At 45.7% G+C, this 16,547-nt stretch carries 13 protein-coding genes; 3 read left to right on the top strand and 10 right to left on the bottom strand.

Annotated elements, in window-relative coordinates; genetic code table 11:
- The first annotated feature begins 209 nt into the window (after positions 1–209).
- Positions 210–1,472: a cysteine desulfurase-like protein gene (locus ACPW7N_RS00805; protein WP_425649084.1), complete on the top strand. Its 1,263-nt coding sequence runs from the start codon at positions 210–212 to the stop codon at positions 1,470–1,472.
- Entirely contained in the window at positions 1,465–2,634 is a 1,170-nt protein-coding gene (locus ACPW7N_RS00810) for an iron-containing alcohol dehydrogenase (RefSeq protein ID WP_425649085.1), read from the top strand. The genes ACPW7N_RS00805 and ACPW7N_RS00810 overlap by 8 nt, the downstream gene beginning before the upstream one ends.
- 322 nt (positions 2,635–2,956) lie before the next feature.
- On the opposite strand, the gene hfq is transcribed toward ACPW7N_RS00810, so the two are convergent.
- Genes hfq through ACPW7N_RS00825 form a run of 3 tightly spaced genes read right to left on the bottom strand, consistent with a single transcriptional unit; the run spans position 2,957 to position 4,963 of the window.
- A complete protein-coding gene (hfq, locus tag ACPW7N_RS00815) occupies positions 2,957–3,193 on the bottom strand; it encodes an RNA chaperone Hfq (protein WP_425649086.1) in 237 nt (78 codons plus the stop codon).
- A gap of 31 nt (positions 3,194–3,224) precedes the next feature.
- Positions 3,225–4,181 carry a tRNA (adenosine(37)-N6)-dimethylallyltransferase MiaA gene (miaA, locus tag ACPW7N_RS00820; RefSeq protein ID WP_425649087.1) on the bottom strand — a complete coding sequence of 319 codons (957 nt, stop codon included), beginning with the start codon at positions 4,179–4,181 and terminating at the stop codon, positions 3,225–3,227.
- A gap of 11 nt (positions 4,182–4,192) precedes the next feature.
- Positions 4,193–4,963: a class I SAM-dependent methyltransferase gene (locus tag ACPW7N_RS00825; RefSeq protein WP_425649088.1), complete on the bottom strand. Its 771-nt coding sequence runs from the start codon at positions 4,961–4,963 to the stop codon at positions 4,193–4,195.
- Between the two features lie 324 nt (positions 4,964–5,287).
- Here ACPW7N_RS00825 and ACPW7N_RS00830 point away from each other — a divergent pair, with 324 nt between their 5' ends.
- Positions 5,288–6,016: a hypothetical protein gene (locus ACPW7N_RS00830; RefSeq protein ID WP_425649089.1), complete on the top strand. Its 729-nt coding sequence runs from the start codon at positions 5,288–5,290 to the stop codon at positions 6,014–6,016.
- Between the two features lie 46 nt (positions 6,017–6,062).
- Here the strand turns inward: ACPW7N_RS00830 and mutL are convergent, their stop codons facing one another.
- The 7 genes from mutL to ACPW7N_RS00865 form a co-directional block, all read right to left on the bottom strand.
- Positions 6,063–8,006: a DNA mismatch repair endonuclease MutL gene (gene mutL / locus ACPW7N_RS00835; protein ID WP_425649090.1), complete on the bottom strand. Its 1,944-nt coding sequence runs from the start codon at positions 8,004–8,006 to the stop codon at positions 6,063–6,065.
- Between the two features lie 27 nt (positions 8,007–8,033).
- Positions 8,034–10,625 (bottom strand): DNA mismatch repair protein MutS, encoded by a 2,592-nt coding sequence (gene mutS, locus ACPW7N_RS00840; RefSeq protein WP_425649091.1) that lies wholly within the window; start codon positions 10,623–10,625, stop codon positions 8,034–8,036.
- Between the two features lie 51 nt (positions 10,626–10,676).
- On the bottom strand, positions 10,677–11,954 hold the full coding sequence (locus ACPW7N_RS00845) for a putative amidoligase domain-containing protein (protein ID WP_425649092.1): 1,278 nt from the start codon (positions 11,952–11,954) through the stop codon (positions 10,677–10,679).
- 262 nt (positions 11,955–12,216) lie between these two features.
- Positions 12,217–12,771: an outer spore coat protein CotE gene (gene cotE, locus ACPW7N_RS00850; protein ID WP_425649093.1), complete on the bottom strand. Its 555-nt coding sequence runs from the start codon at positions 12,769–12,771 to the stop codon at positions 12,217–12,219.
- Positions 12,772–12,855: 84 nt separating this feature from the next.
- Positions 12,856–13,305 carry a YlbF/YmcA family competence regulator gene (locus ACPW7N_RS00855; RefSeq protein WP_425649094.1) on the bottom strand — a complete coding sequence of 150 codons (450 nt, stop codon included), beginning with the start codon at positions 13,303–13,305 and terminating at the stop codon, positions 12,856–12,858.
- 3 nt (positions 13,306–13,308) lie between these two features.
- Positions 13,309–14,841, bottom strand: coding sequence for a tRNA (N6-isopentenyl adenosine(37)-C2)-methylthiotransferase MiaB (gene miaB, locus ACPW7N_RS00860; protein WP_425649095.1), 1,533 nt, complete (start codon positions 14,839–14,841; stop codon positions 13,309–13,311).
- 113 nt (positions 14,842–14,954) lie between these two features.
- Positions 14,955–16,496, bottom strand: coding sequence for a SpoIIE family protein phosphatase (locus tag ACPW7N_RS00865; protein WP_425649096.1), 1,542 nt, complete (start codon positions 16,494–16,496; stop codon positions 14,955–14,957).
- Between the last annotated feature and the right edge of the window lie 51 nt (positions 16,497–16,547).

A 16,547-nucleotide genomic window follows, 5' to 3' on the forward strand; every position in this document is an offset into this window, starting at 1 on the left:
CGCCCCCGAGTCTTTTCTTTAATCTTACCGATTTCCGGATTTTTCGTCTCGAGTTTTCTTGTCGTAAATGGGATATGCACAAGCGAAATTGACAATTATTTTTTAAATAATCTAAACTTTCATTAGATTGTTATCATTTGCAACAGGATTTGTATGTCCCTGGATGGAAGAAGTCGTAAGTCAAACTTCGCTAAGGATGTGAAAATGCAATGTCTTTGGAACGCACTTTTGATTCACAAGCTTTTGTCGAACGTCGTGCCGATTTTCCCTCATTAGCAAGAACAGTTTCCGGTTATCCGGCCGCTTATTTCGATGGCCCCGGTGGTACACAGGTACCCAGACAGGTCATCCAAGCGATTTCAGCTTACTACGAGACCAGTAACGCTAATGCTCACGGGCCATTCATTACGAGCCAAGAAACAGATATGGTTGTTGATCGCACGAGAGAAGCGATGGCTGCTCTGCTTGGAGCTGAAACTGCGGAATCTATTTCCTTTGGAGCAAACATGACTACTCTTGCCTTTTCGTTAAAGCGAGCATTGGCTCGTGTGTTGAAACCTGGGGATGAAGTCATTATTACCGATTTGGATCATGAAGCCAATCGTGGCCCCTGGTTGTCACTCGAAGAGCATGGAGCCGTTGTTCGTTCCATACCAATGACTTCTGGTGGCACAATCGAGATGCAACAGTTGCACGCTGCCCTCTCTTCACGTACCAGAATCGTTGCTGTTGGATATTCCTCCAATTCGCTCGGTACCGTAAACGATCTTGAAACCATTCGCAAATGGACTCGTGAGGTAGGAGCCTGGTTGATCGTAGATGCGGTTCACTATGCCCCACACTTCCCGATGAATGTAGCTGCTCTGGACCCTGACTTCCTGCTATGTTCCGCTTATAAATTCTATGGTCCGCACGTGGGTATTTTGTATTGCAAACCCGGATTACTGAATCAGTTGCCTACTGATAAACTCCGACCGCAATTGTCAGAAGCACCTTACCGAATCGAAACGGGTACGCTTAACTTCGCTGCTCTGGCTGGAGTCACTGCGGCTGTAGAATACATTGCCTCGTTCGGAAAAGGCTCCACTCTGCAAGAACAACTCACAAGTGGAATGAACAAGATCCATGCGTACGAAACGTTCCTGGCGCACCATCTGTACAACAAGTTATGCACGATTGATGGGGTGATTGTTTACGGACAACCGTTTGATTCCGACTTGCGTGCACCTACCATATCTTTTGTAGTAGACGGCATTGCTTCACCCAAGGTTGCGGAAACTCTCGGGGATCAAGGAATATTCGTCTGGGGCGGACATTTTTATGCCATGCAAGTAATTGAATCACTGGGGCTTCAGGAGCAACACGGCTTGGTTCGAGTGGGCATCTCGCTATACAACACACTGGATGAAGTTGATCGATTAATTGAGGCCGTTCAAGCAATAGCAAGCAAAGGAGTTGCCCGACATGCTTAATTCATTTGGTTTTTCCTTGCCCACCCGGATTGCTTTTGGCGACGGGATTCTGGAGCAAACAGCAAATTTAATTCAAGAGACATGCAGCGGCAAGCGAGTTTTTGTTGTGACCGATGCGGGAATCATGCGGGCTGACATCGCTCAGCCTGTCATCACTTCGCTTGAACAAAACGGGTATGTGGTAGAGGTTTTTGATCGGGTCGCACCCAATCCCAAAGACGTTGATTGTGAGGCTGGCGGAGAGCAGATTCGGTCGTTCCAGGCCGATATTGTCCTTGCCATTGGCGGTGGTTCTGTCATTGATTCCGCAAAGGCAATTGCTCTTTTACATACTCATGAAGGCCGTCTGAAACAGTATGAGGGTCGAAACAAGGTGCTGCACGATGTGACTCCGCTTATCGCTGTTCCAACTACAGCCGGAACGGGCGCTGAAGTGACGAGATCATCTGTTATAACCGATACGGAGCGTTCTTTCAAAATGACGGTAAAGGATATTCGTTTAGCTCCCCGTCTGGCGATTGTTGATCCACTTACGACAGTCAAACTGCCTCAGGCGATAACTGCTTCTACCGGAATGGATGCGTTCGTCCATGCGATTGAAGCATATACCTGCAAACTGGCTAATCCCATTTCTGATGCGTTGGCTTTGTCAGCGATGCAGAGAATCTGGACCCATTTGCCGATTGTTGTAAAGGAAGGAGACAATCTCGTCGCTCGTCGGGAAATGATGATCGGCTCTGTGATGGCTGGCATCGCCTTTTCTCATGCGGATGTGGCAAGCGTTCACTGTATGGCAGAAGCGTTAGGTGGATTGTATGATACACCACACGGCATTGCTAATTCGATCTTTTTACCCGTTGTTACTTCATTTAATGCGGAAGCAGATATCGGCAAGCATGCAAATGTGGCACGTATTTGTGGTGTAGCCAAAGCAACACACTATGACAAGGAAGCTACTCGCATGCTCGTGCACGCTTTGCATGAAATGGCAGAGGAAATCGGTATTCCGCAATTCAGTAGTCTGGATTATGTGAAACTAGAGGACTTTGCTGCTCTCGCTGAAGCCTCATTCATCAACGGATCGACACCGAGCAATTGTCGGGAGATTACGGCGGAAGATTACTTGCGATTGTTTGAAGAGGCGTATGCTGGAGTAAAATAAATTAAGTTTATCCCAAAAAGAATAGTAGGGTGAGCCGCTCGTTGATGGACTCACCCTGTTTGTCTTGCTACAAGTTTTTATACTTGTTATATACTTCTCTTCACAGTAGATGATATTTTTCTTTATCACGGCCACTGAAAAAATTGTCCTCCATGGCGTCGAGCTGATCCATGCGTTACTTTCCCTGAAAACTGTTTACGTTCCAGTCGCCAACCGCAAATCTCCCCACTCTTTTGGTGAATGAGAAAATCCAAACTTACAGTAAAAAAGTGAACCTCGTCAATCAAGGTCCACTCTTCTCGCTCGCAAATTACATATGTAACTATTGATTATTTTCTTGTGGCATCAACGATACAGGGCGTTGAGGTGTGAAGGTAGAGATCGCATGTTTGTATACGAGCTGTTGTTTGCCTTCACTATCGATAACAATGGTGAAGTTATCAAAAGCTTTAATATAGCCTCTTAGTTGAAAGCCATTCACCAAATAGATGGTGACTGCAATGTTTTCTTTCCGTAGATGGTTCAGGAACGTATCTTGGATGTTGATGGATTGCTTCATTCGAAAATACCCCCTAAAAGGACTTGTAAATTTATATATTCGGCATTTGGCGAAACTTTCCTGCCAATGATTGGCGAATTGTTTCCTTTACCCTTTCGTGCTCGCCTGGATTGGTTAAATCAAACCACTGCACTTCCGGGATACGATTAAACCACGAGAGCTGCCGTTTGGCAAAATGGCGCGTTCTCTTTTTGATTTCATTGACTGCCTGTTCCAGCGAACTTTCACCATAGAGGTATGGAATCAACTCTTTGTAACCCAGTCCTTGCATGGAGGTAAGGGATGGATTGTAGCCCGCGTCCAATAATGAACGCACTTCTTCCACCAGTCCCGCTTCTATCATCAGATCAACACGCTGGTTTATCCGTTGATAGATTTTTTCCCGCTCCATCGTAAGGCCAATCATCACAATGTCATAAGGCGAAAACTCTGCACGATGCTGGAAATCAGCCATGGTACGACCCGTTAACTGATAAATCTCAATCGCCCGAATCACCCGCTTCACATCATTGGGATGAAGTCGATCCGCTGTGATGGGATCGATGTCACGGAGTCGTTGATGAAGAACCTCTACACCTTCTGTATCTGCCATACGCTGTAATTGGTCTCTGAGTTCTAGATCATGATCTGCTTCCGAAAACTGATAGCTGTGTGTCACTGATTGTATGTATAGTCCGGTCCCTCCAACGATAAATGGAAGGCGATTTTTGGAATTGATGTCCGTGATCAGATTTTTCGCCATCTCTTGAAAAATAGCTACTGAATAATCCTCTTTCGGATCAATAATATCAATAAGATGGTGTGGTACAAGCGCACGCTCTTCCGGTGTCGCTTTGGCTGTACCAATATCCATATGCCGGTATACTTGCATGGAGTCCCCCGAGATGATTTCACCGGAAAACTCTTGCGCCAGTTCTAAACTTAACGCAGTCTTGCCAACTGCGGTAGGCCCCACAATGACAACCAGCTTTTCTTTCTGTTCCGCCAAGTCACTCCCTCCTAAACGTCTCTATAACTATATACGACGTGATGCTCCCGATTGCGAAATGGCAAAAAACCATATCTTTCATATAGTTTACCAGTTTTTCCTTCTTTTAGCACTACACGTCGCCTCGCAACACGGAGCGCTTCATCAATCGCTGCCTGTTGCAAAGGAGTATGGTTCGCAAATTCTCTCATGCCGGAAATTCCCGAAGATTCCTCGATTGCTAATTCAAACATGGGATCAAAGTATACCACGTCGAAGCTTTTATCCGGTTGTTCCTTCAGATACGACATGTGATCGCAGGCTACAATCTCCACTCTGCGCATTGCTTCTGTTAATGAAGGTGTCCCCTGCCATTTGGACAACCCGTCTGCTACAAGCAATGCGATCATTCGTTCGGATTCAAGTCCTACCACTCGTCCTGAAGCTCCGACTGCATGTGAAAAGACAATGGAATCTGAGCCTAGCCCAACCGTCGCATCAAGAACCGTATCGCCTGTCTGAATTTGGCAGGCAGAGAGCATAGTATCAGTATCGCCGCGCTCCAGTCGCTTTATACGAAACGCAGCCGTGTTCGGATGAAAAAAGAAAGATAGTTTCCCTTCTTGCTCCATCCTGGCTCCCTTGGCCGATACAACAAGAATTGCATCCACTTGATACTTGCGTCTCAGGTTGGCTAGTGATTCATCCCTGCGTTTGATGAGCGGAAGACCAAACTGCTTGGCTAATTGCTCGGCATGTTCACAGGTCAACTGATTCGGTTCCAGCCCTGTCGTAATGATCAACTTCTATCACTCTTTTCCTTGCTTAGACACAGTAAACAGATAGGCAGATGTAAACGAGTACATTTTATCTTATACAAGAATTGATATTAATTCAATCCTTGTATTAGCTGGCCTATCCTGCTTGTGGTATTGATTTTATTGACTATGTGCGTACCCCATTGGGAAAAACTAAACTGAATCTACCATAACAGAATGGTGGTGAAGATGATGAGTAATTATTTTTGGTATTTGATTTTAGTTGTACTTAGTTTGATTCTTACGTTCTATACACTTTATCGAATAAAAGATAGTAGAATTCTTATTCTATATCTTTTGCTGGGAGGTATGATTGAACCTCTTGAATACATTGTAATGATATTATTGCCTGGATATCAGTACTTACCACAAATAAATCCTGATGAGTGGGTTGACAACTTATTAGGTGCATTTGTCTCCGATTTCTTTATTGTTCCTTCCGTAGCTTTAGTAATTGCTGTATTCCGTTTACGGCTCGTTTGGTCTGTCATCTTTGCCATTGGATTTATGGGAATCGAATGGCTATTTCTTTCGTTGGGCATATATAAACATTTCTGGTGGCAAACCATTTACACAGGCATTGGAATCTTTATCTATTTTTGCATAGGAAAAAAAATATGGGCATACACGCAGAACATAGAACGAAAAAATTTCATTATTATCATCTATTTCTTTTTGTTATATTTGATGCTCAATGGTCGAAGTACATTTTTCCTTGTACATCTTTTGCACATCGTTAAATTTCATATCGGCTGGTTCAATAACCCTACCCGAGATCATATGGCATTTGCAGGACTATTTAACGAAATGACTGCTTTGCTACTTACGATAAGTTTTATGCTAAAACGTTACTATCGATGGGTAGGCATTTTCTTGCTTGTATTGTTAGATTGTGTGCTATACAAATGGAATATCCTGCAAACTGCATCTATTTGGTACCTGATCGTGGTTATCCTTGGACAATTTGGCATCATTTTCTTTACATATTGGATGGTACAATTTTTACAAAAAAAATCACGGCTAGCCTCTGACAAATGAAAAGAACAAGAAATCCTGCTTATTCGAGGATCTCTTGTTCTTTTTTCTACATCACCCGTTTGAACATCTTCTCCAAATCATACGTGGTGAAGTGGATGACAATCGGTCGACCGTGCGGGCAGGTGAACGGACTTGAGGTTGTACGAAGTCTTTCCAGCAAAGCTTCCATCTCACTAGTTGTCAGAAAGCGGTTTGCTTTGATCGAGGCTTTACACGACATCATGATCGCTGCCTTTTCACGGATAGGACGAATATCTGCCGATTCTTTATCCGATATACCAATGACGTACTGGACGATTTCATCAATGATCTCCAACTCAGCCCCATCAGGGAACCATTGTGGATGGGAACGAACCATGAAGGAGCGGTTGCCGAACCATTCCATATCCAGACCAAGTGATTGGAGGATAGGCAGTCTTCTCTTCAGCTTTTCTTCTTCTGCAACCGTACACTCGATGGTATGCGGAAACAGAAGCATTTGGCTTACTGCGGTTTCTTCCAGCAGCTTTTGCATGAATAACTCGTAAAATATCCGCTCTTGCGCTGCATGCTGGTCTACCAGATACATCCCTTCGTCATTCTGGGCCACGATATAGGTTCCATGCACCTGTCCGACTGGATACAGGGGCGGAATGGGAGACTCTGGTGTGGCAGGTTCGGCAGGTTCGGCAGGTTTCACTTGTAAAACTGCCGTTTCGTATGTCTGTTGTTCTATTTGCACAGGTTGAGGTGCGAATGGTTCTTGCTGATAAGATCCCCGACTCGATTCCTGTTCATATGGTTTTGATACTTGTTCCCGCACAGCCATCGCAGGAGAGATCACACGTGAACTGGTTTGTGAAACCACAGGTGAACTCGATTGTGAAACCACTGAAGAATTCTGAGTTGAAGATACAGCAGGAGCCACAGTTGAAGCAGATGTTAAATCAAACTGAGGCTGCACTGGTTGCTGTGTAATCACTCTTGCTTTTTTCTCTACTTCCATCGGCTTGACAATTCGCAGGCCATCTCGCAGTGTTTGTTGAACAGATCGCTCGATTTGCTGACAAAGCTCCTGTTCTTTACTGAATCTCACTTCCAGCTTCGATGGATGCACGTTTACATCTACAAGACTTGGGTCCATCGCAATATCCAAAACAGCAATCGGGTAACGTCCGATCGGCAACAACGTGTGGTAACCACGCATGATGGAAGCTGTCAAAGCATTGCTCCGAACATATCTGGAATTAATCAAGGTCGAAATATACGACCGATTAGACCTTGTCACATCTGTCTTGGATAAAAATCCACTCCAGCGAAAATCGAGCGACTCCCCTTCAATCGGAATCAACAGCTTGGCAATCTGGACACCATAGATGGCAGCCATGACATGCAACAACTTACCATCACCAGAGGTTTGCAAGAGATTTTTGCCATTGTGACTGAGCGAAAAAGAAATGGTAGGATGCGTCATCGCAAGGCGACTCATATAATCGGAGATGTGTCCTACTTCTGTCGCAATCGATTTCATATATTTCAAGCGGGCAGGTGTATTGTAAAAGAGATCCTTGACGTCGATTTGTGTCCCTTGAACCCGGGCCACATCCTCCACCTTTTTTACTTGCCCCCCTTCCACACTGACCTTGGTGCCTATTTCCCCACTCGACAAACTACTGAACAGTTCCATCCGGGAGACAGAAGCGATACTCGGCAGAGCCTCTCCCCGAAAGCCAAGTGTCCTGATTTGAAACAAATCACGAGCCGTTCTGATTTTGCTGGTGGCATGACGCTCAAAAGCGATCAGGCAATCTTCTCGCTCCATGCCATGCCCGTTATCGATCACCTGGATGGTTTGCAGTCCGCCTTCCTCAATCAGGACTTCAATTTTGGTAGAACCAGCATCGATCGAGTTCTCTACCAACTCTTTGATGACAGAAGCAGGTCGTTCAACCACTTCACCTGCCGCAATCATGTTACTTAACTGCTCGTCCAACAATTGAATTTTGCCCATCGATCTCCCTCCTTCCCGCTCATCCATCTATTTTTCGTCGAGCTTTCGTTTCCACTCAGACAAGGTAATCAGCGCTTGCAGCGGCGTCATATCGTTCAGGTTGACAGAACGCAGTTCGGTAAGGACTACATGCTCTTGTGGAGCGGCTGATTGAGCTTGTACCCTTGTTTCCTCAACAAGTGAGACAGACGCAGCCGGTTCGCGGAATAATGTCTCAAATGAAAGTTGCTCGATGTCCTGGCGGCTTTTCGATGCTTCCAATCCAGACAGAATCGTGCGTGCTCGTTCAATAACAGGAGTCGGCATTTCCGCCAGCTCCGCCACATGTATCCCATAGCTTCGATCGGCTCTGCCTGCCTCAATCTTATGCAGGAAAAGCAGTTTGCCATTTCGCTCTTCACAACGGGCATTCACATTAACTACTCGAGGGAGAGCTTCTTCCAATTGCGTCAACTCATGATAATGGGTGGAAAACAGCGTCTTGGCACCAATTACATCATGGATGTACTCGATGACCGCCTGAGCCAAAGCCATTCCGTCATAGGTGGATGTACCACGCCCAATTTCATCCAGTAAGATGAGACTTCTCGAAGTCGCTTTGACGAGTGCCTGTTTGGTCTCTAGCATTTCAACCATAAAGGTACTGTGTCCTCCCACCAGATCATCAGCAGCTCCTATGCGTGTGAATATTTGATCGATCAAGGAAAGCTTCGCAGACTTGGCTGGTACAAAACAGCCGATCTGTGCCATGACGGCAATTAAGGCAATCTGGCGCATATAGGTACTTTTTCCGGCCATGTTAGGGCCAGTAATCAACAAAATTTGTCTGTTGTGCGGGTCAAGATGTACGTCGTTCGAAACGTATTTTTCATTCTCCAGTACCGCCTCTACCACAGCGTGACGTCCCGCTTCTACAATAAACTCGCCCTGATCGGAAAGGCTCGGTCGGACAAATCCATGCTCCTCACTTACGGTTGCAAATGATTGAAGTACGTCAATGGCAGACACACGCTCAGCCAATGTTTGGATACGAGGAATGTGCTCAGCAATTCGACTGCGAATCTCGGTGAAAAGCTGATATTCCAGCTCTACCATTTTCTCTTCTGCTTCCAGAATTAGTGCTTCTTTTTCCTTTAATTCCGGTGTAATGTAACGTTCAGCATTGGCAAGGGTTTGTTTCCGCTCAAAGCGCTCCGTTGGGACCAATCCGATATTGGCACGGGATACCTCAATGTAATAGCCAAATACCTTGTTAAAGCCAACTTTTAGTGAGCGGATGCCCGTACTTTCCCGTTCTGTCTGCTCCAACTGCGCTATCCAGCTCTTGCCTTCCCTGCTTGCCGTAATCAGCTTGTCCAGGTAATCATTGTAGCCACCCCGAATGATCCCGCCTTCCCGAACCGAAATTGGTGGATCGTCAACAAGCGATTGTTTCAGGATCTGGCTAATATCCTCACAACTATCCATATCGTCTGCAATTTTCTGCAAAATCGGAGAACCGCAAGATTGAAGCAACTGCTTCAGCTCCGGGATCGCTTCCAAAGAGTATCGGAGCTGAACGAGGTCACGAGCATTTGCATTCCCGTAAGCGACTCGCCCTGCTAGCCTTTCCAGGTCATAGATTTCATCCAGATACTTTCGGATATCCGAACGAAGCAGCAAATCATCTTTCAGGAATTCAACTGCCTGGAGCCGTTCTTCAATTTCTGAGTGATTCAGAAGTGGACGCTCAATCCAGCGGCGAAGCATCCGTCCGCCCATCGCTGTCTCCGTGCGATCCAGGAGCCAGAGCAAAGAACCTTTTTTGCTTTTGTCACGAATCGTTTCAGTAAGCTCCAGATTCCGTCTCGAATACGTATCCATTTGCAGAAATTCTCTTGCTTCATACCGTTTGAGCACTCGCAGATGGGCAAGGCCTCGCTTCTGGGTTGCCCCCATATAATGCAAGAGCGAACTAACAGCGAAGCGCATGGCATCATCCAATGGGGCAGCTTGTGTACCGTACTGCTGTTCCACGAGATTAAGGTCTACCTGCTCCATCGGTATATTTGTCACGGTTATCTGCGGTTTGTACCGTTCTTGCACAGACCCGCACAACACCAATTCACGTGGTCTGTATTGCAATGCTTCCTCATATGCATGTGTACCAGATGTGTGAAACGAAGTGACATACATTTCTCCTGTGCTCATGTCACAAGCACTGACCGCTTCTTTTCCGTTCCATTCGGCGATCGCCACAAGGTAGTTGTTCTCTTTGTCACTCAGCCAGGTTCCTTCCATCATGGTACCCGGCGTGACAATGCGAGTGACTTCTCGGCGTACAACCCCTTTGGCCTCCTTGGGGTTCTCTACTTGCTCGCACACAGCTACTTTGTGCCCTTTGCGCAGCAGTTCAGCGATGTATGATTCGGCAGCATGATGAGGAACGCCACACATTGGGATGCGCTCCTCGGTTCCGCCTTCACGTCCAGTTAACGTAATTTCCAATTCACGTGATGCAAGAATCGCATCTTCAAAAAACATTTCATAAAAATCACCCAAGCGAAAAAACAAAAACGTATCTGGGTAATCCTTTTTGATCGCCAGATACTGTTGAATCATCGGAGTATATTGTGTCATCTCAATTATTCACCTACTAAGGGTATTTCTCGCTCTTCATTATACCATGCATCAAACGGTGGTTCGATAGGGTTGTTGTGTATCATTGCGATAGCGGGAAACTGACTTTTTTTCCCGGGAAAGCAAACCCCAGGCGATGCGAATATCACGTTGATGATCCCAGGTCTCGGTATTTTGAATGGTCTGGTAAAAGGCATCCAATTCAATTTGCAAATCCTTATACATCGCCAGTGATTTCAGCTCTTGCCACAGCTTCGGTATCAATGGACGCAGCTTGCTTTTATCACCTTGATAGTACGCTCTTTGCATGTGGATGTCTTGCAGGGGATGTTGTGTCAGTTGATTGTAAGTAGATGCGATCAATTTGGCCAAAGCAAGCACTCCTTGGGTAATCTCGGGTGACACCAACCAACTGGGCAGAGTCCGGTATTCAAATCCGCCATATGGCTGTTCTCGAAAATCGCCGAGAAACCCGTACCTTGGCCTGCGTTTTTTACAGCCTTCGTCTTCGATACAGGTCAAGGGTAACGCTAGATAGGAATCCAGCTTATGCAGCAAGTCGAACGACAAAGGGACACCGCTGAAATGGATGTGCCCCCCAATCGGGTACCCCCAAAAAGGCATCCCACCCGCAATCCATTCCAAGTTTGCAGGAATTTTCTTATAGCCCTTTCTCATAGCCTGTAATAAATGACGAAATACCTCCCGTGGATTGGGAGAAGGGTCAGGTCGCAACTCGACAAGCGGATGTTGGGATTGCAGTCCTTCCCCACGCAGTCGTGCTGCATCGTGTCCGATTACTCCTTGCTTGTCGAGATACCTGGAGGCGATACCCATTTGGAGATTGGCATCACGCAAGGCAAACTCGGGATCTGCACCCAGCATGACCTGATGCGGGTGTGATGATGCTTGTTCCCGCTGCATATCCAGGGAACCTTTCTTCCAGGCTACTTTACTCTTGTCATTGATTTCCTGAGAGACTTCAAGCACGCTCATTCTGGTCTGGGAATGAACGCCAATGGCTACTACACCAAAATCAAAACCAAGTGCATATATACTGCGGATTGCCAGTGTGACAACCCGCTTTAATTCCAGATCTTCCGGTATATATTCAATTGCCTCAAAAGATGGCTGATCTTGCTGAGTAACTGTCTGGTTGAGCCAAACTCCATTGCCATCCATTCGTTCGATCCCGAGAACCTTATATTGATCCAAAAATACCAGATATCTGCGAATAAATGGCTCACTCTGTATCGCTTCACCTGCTCTATTGCGGGTAGGCATTATACTGGCAGGAATTCCGTGTAACCTGAGAACGGCATTATGCATATCGCAAACACTCCCCCCATTTCCCACTACCTATGGTATGCCATGGGCAAATATAGGGTACCAAAACGGTCATGACCGTTTTCCCCTCTCATCCCCTCTCATCGGGGGACTGAAACGTCGGGGGACCAAAACGTGTTGCCCGCAAGCGGTCACATCCACTTTTATAACAAGGTGCCTCAGCGTAACATCTGGCATTTACTTCGGTAAAAACGTCGAGACGTTTTTCACAGAAAAGAAAAAAGAGAGGAAACTGCATCCTCTCTTAATCCAAGTCGTCTAGCAAGTCATCATAGTCTTCGTCAAATTCGCTGTTGCTATCGTTAAAGTCTCCGTTGTAGTCGAAGTCTTTATCATCGCAACTGTTGCAAACGACCACGCATACCTTGGTTTCGCCAACTACCTCAACCGCAAACTCTTTTTCCACCCGAACAACAACATTGCCACCAGAAATCTCGGCTTTAATGCATTTTGGTTGTTCTACTGCTGTTGCAAGAATCTCTAATTCGCCTCGGCAATTGTGGTCAAAGTAGGAAAGAGGGACTTTCTCGCAATAGGAGACGCATTCTTTCTTTACTTCTGTTTGCGTGTTGTCCGCGAAAGAATACCACAGGTTCACATCATACTTACCTGAGATTTCAACCGCTTCTCCGACTTTCTCTGCTTGGAAACTGTTGTTAATAATCCAGCAACCCAGGATCGTCGAAGGAGTGTGTGATGGCGTGATGGTATGTGTTGTCTGCGAGAATTTATGTCCCTTGCCAACTACAGCTTTCGCAATAAGCAACCGGCACTGCAGATCTTTATCTGTACCCGACATTTCGTTACCTCCTCCATACAACGTTTCTGTACATTTGTATGCAGGGTATTCGTCTAGGGTGCAAGATTCGATCGAGATATTATCCTAGGAGCATCCGCACTCGCCGTGGTGATGATGTTTTTCTGGTCCGCCGCCCGTCTCACCTTTCAGTGGATCTCCGCCTGTATCAATGATGATCCGCTCAGAAACAGTGTTGACCACAACATTGGTAACCATTTGGAGCAGATCATTTACATCCATTTGAGACTGTTTGAACTCAGCCACGATCGGAATGTTATCCAACTCTTCTTGAAGTTGGTTGTACTCTTCTTCGAGCTTGGTTACTACTTCTGGTTTATTCATGGATTCGAACATCACGATTTGCTTTTGTTTTTGTTTCACTTCATGAATCAGGTCTTGCACGCGTTCATTGTGCTTGATCTGGTTTTCTGCTCGTTTGTAGAAATCTACCTCTTTGGACTTGGAAATCATCATCGCAATCTCTCTTGCTTTTTCAAGAATTTCCTTATCTGTAATGAATGTGGATTCTGCCATTTTTTACACCTCTACTTTGGTTACAACCTCACCGTGCAATGTCCATGTTTTCGCATCTATAATTCGCACATTCACAATTTGTCCGATAAGAGATTTATCTCCGGCAAAGTGGACGAGCTTATTGGTGCGAGTACGCCCGGACATGACTTCGGGGTTGTTTTTGCTTTCGCCTTCTACTAATACTTCCATTGTTTCTCCGAGCAGCTTCAGATTTTTCTCCAAGCTGATCTTGTTTTGAACGTCCATCAGACGATGCAATCGATTCTTCTTCACGTCTTCAGGAACGGTATCTTCCATGCCAGCCGCTGGTGTCCCTTCACGAGCCGAGTAGATGAAGGTATAGGCAAAATCATAGCCTACTTCTTCTACAAGCGAGATCGTTTCCTGGAACTGTTCCTCTGTTTCACCAGGGAAACCAACGATAATGTCTGTGCTCAGGCTGACATCAGGAATGGCTGCCTTGATCTTGCGAACCAACTCAAGGTAATGTTCACGTGAATATTTGCGAGCCATTGATTTGAGTACATCTGTGCTGCCTGATTGCACCGGAAGATGAATATATTCAACCAGGTTGCCACGTTTCGCCAGAACTTCGATCAAATGATCATCAAAATCCCGAGGGTGGCTCGTGGTAAAACGAATACGAGGAATATCAATTTTACGGATTTCGTCAAGCAAATCACCGAATCCGTACTCCATGTCTTCGAAGTCTTTACCATAGGCGTTGACATTTTGGCCAAGCAGCATAATTTCCTTATACCCTTGGCGAGCCAGGTCACGCACTTCAGCAATCACGTCTTCTGGACGACGACTGCGTTCTTTCCCACGGGTGTATGGCACGATGCAATATGTACAAAACTTGTCGCAACCGTACATGATATTTACCCATGCTTTGATATTGCCTTCACGGATTTTCGGCATGTTCTCGATGATGTCGCCTTCCTTGGACCAAACCTCAATCACCATCTCCTTGGAGTACATCGCATCTCGCAGCAAGACTGGCAAACGATGAATGTTGTGTGTTCCAAAGATCAGATCCACCTGCTGGAAGCTCTTGAGAATCCGGTTAACGACCCCTTCTTCTTGCGACATACAGCCGCAGACACCCAGGATGAGATTCGGATTATTCCGTTTCCGGCGCTTCATGTGTCCCAACTCACCGAATACCTTGTCTTCGGCATTTTCACGAACGGCACAAGTATTGAAGAGAACGACATCTGCTTCATCCTCATCATCCGTTGGCTCATAGCCTAGTTGCATCAGAATACCAGCAATCGTTTCACTATCGTGCTCGTTCATCTGGCATCCATAGGTTCTCAGCGTGAATTTCAGATCCTTACCCTCTGTAATCTGGCGAACTTCCTGAACCGCTTGTTCGATTACCGGGTCATCGGAAAAGCTGACAACCATAATCTCTTCCTTACCGCGTTTTTTCGCTTCTTTCAAGCTTGGCGGCTGAAAGTACTTGCTGAAATCTTTTTCTTCTGGAGCAGGGGTACAGGATTTTAAGTCCGTTCCCTCGTTCTTTTCTGCCATTATCTCACCTCAACATCATATTCCATGACAAATATTCGTTGCTACATCAAAGTATTATAGCATAGTCAAATGCCTGAAATGAAATAAAATGAAGGAGGTTTATTACAATTTGTTTAATCAGATTCAACTTTAATACTAACCAGACAAATATCATCCTGGTGATTGGAGGTTACGAATGCAGAAATTACTTTTTTCAACAAAGCCTCATTCGAGCCATTCAGATGATCCATGATCTCTTTTTGCAAATGCTTCAACGCCACCTCGTAGTTTTGGCTGATTGCATCGATCAAACCATCTGTCAGCAGGATGATTCGTGAAGAACCCTCGAGGGGAATGTGGTACTTCATCACGGGAACATCGCTAAACAGGCCAATCGGTACCCCTCCCTGATCCAACGGCAGTACGGTTTGATCATTTTTCAGCAAAAGCCCAGCAGGATGTCCCGCATTAGCGTAGGAGAGCATCTTTTGCTTTGTATCAACCAGGACATAGATCGCCGTAAGGAACTGATCGCCGATTAAATCACTGGAGTGGTACAATGCCCGCATATGGCGGTTCAGCTCTTTCATGACAAGAACCGGATCAATCAGTCGTGTAATGAGTCCTTGCAGCAGCGAACGGATGGACATACTGATCAGAGAGGCAGCAACACCGTGACCCACCACGTCCAACACAATGACACCATATCGGTATTCATCAATTTCATACCATGCATACATATCCCCACCCAATTCTTCCGAAGGGATGTACAAGGCGTCAATTTCGACTCGCTCATTTTTCACCGGGGAACTAAGTACGCTTTTTTGTACCTGTTTAGCTAGCTGTAAATCATAATGCAATTTTTCCTCCACCTGTTTCCGATTGGTAATGTCAGTAAACACGGAGGCATAAAACATATCTTTACCCTTCTCGCTGCGAATCGCACGAATGGTCGCCCACTCGACGAAAATCTCTCCATTTTTCCGTTTGTTCCAAATCTCCCCTTCCCACTTGCCCGTTTCTTTCAACGATTGCCAGAGTGATTTGAAGAAGGCCTTGTCGTGGATTTCGGATTTCAGCATTCTTGGATTTTGTCCGATTACCTCTTCCTTGCTATAGCCCGTAATGGAACAAAATGCCGGGTTCACCATCAGGATTCTCCCGTCAGGATCCGTAATGACGATGCCTTCCAGTGCGTTCTCGAACACTTTCTCCTTTAACAAATACTGATCTTCAATCGATTTTCGCTCTGTGCTGTTGTAAAAATGGACGAGTATGCCTAGCGAGTTGCCTTCATGGTCTTTTAGCAATTTCCCTTTGGCTTCCATCCATATATAGAAGCCACGGGCATCAAGGTAGCGGCACTCTGCTTTTCGAGTGGGAATATCCATTTTGAGCATGGAAAAACGAAACATCGTAGCATCAATATCTTCGGGATGAATTCTCGAATAAAAGGCTTGTCCGACCAGTTGATTGGCGGATAATCCCGTCATACGCTTGCATACCGGATTCACCGCCTGGATGATTCCGTCCAAATCCATTACCAGACACCCTTCATAGGAGCAGGTGAGTAAAAGCCCCAGTAATGATTCATTTCCATCCATCTGCTCAAATGTCTTTTGGATGATCGACAGTTTTTTCAGTTCCTCACTCAATGTCCGATTTTCTTGACTCATCTTTCCCCACTACTCCGCTTGGCAGATTCTTCATCTTATCATCATAATTTT

Origin of the sequence: Brevibacillus nigriterrae, assembly GCF_049846925.1 — a bacterium.
Taxonomy (GTDB): domain Bacteria; phylum Bacillota; class Bacilli; order Brevibacillales; family Brevibacillaceae; genus Brevibacillus_H.

Excerpts from the sequence above, each read along its gene's own strand:
- ACPW7N_RS00805 (WP_425649084.1), top strand. The coding sequence starts at position 210 with ATGTCTTTGGAACGCACTTTTGATTCACAAGCTTTTGTCGAACGTCGT.
- ACPW7N_RS00810 (WP_425649085.1), top strand. The coding sequence starts at position 1,465 with ATGCTTAATTCATTTGGTTTTTCCTTGCCCACCCGGATTGCTTTTGGC.
- hfq (WP_425649086.1), bottom strand. The coding sequence starts at position 3,193 with ATGAAGCAATCCATCAACATCCAAGATACGTTCCTGAACCATCTACGG.
- ACPW7N_RS00830 (WP_425649089.1), top strand. The coding sequence starts at position 5,288 with ATGATTGAACCTCTTGAATACATTGTAATGATATTATTGCCTGGATAT.
- mutL (WP_425649090.1), bottom strand. The coding sequence starts at position 8,006 with ATGGGCAAAATTCAATTGTTGGACGAGCAGTTAAGTAACATGATTGCG.
- mutS (WP_425649091.1), bottom strand. The coding sequence starts at position 10,625 with ATGACACAATATACTCCGATGATTCAACAGTATCTGGCGATCAAAAAG.
- ACPW7N_RS00845 (WP_425649092.1), bottom strand. The coding sequence starts at position 11,954 with ATGCATAATGCCGTTCTCAGGTTACACGGAATTCCTGCCAGTATAATG.
- cotE (WP_425649093.1), bottom strand. The coding sequence starts at position 12,771 with ATGTCGGGTACAGATAAAGATCTGCAGTGCCGGTTGCTTATTGCGAAA.
- ACPW7N_RS00855 (WP_425649094.1), bottom strand. The coding sequence starts at position 13,305 with ATGGCAGAATCCACATTCATTACAGATAAGGAAATTCTTGAAAAAGCA.
- miaB (WP_425649095.1), bottom strand. The coding sequence starts at position 14,841 with ATGGCAGAAAAGAACGAGGGAACGGACTTAAAATCCTGTACCCCTGCT.
- ACPW7N_RS00865 (WP_425649096.1), bottom strand. The coding sequence starts at position 16,496 with ATGAGTCAAGAAAATCGGACATTGAGTGAGGAACTGAAAAAACTGTCG.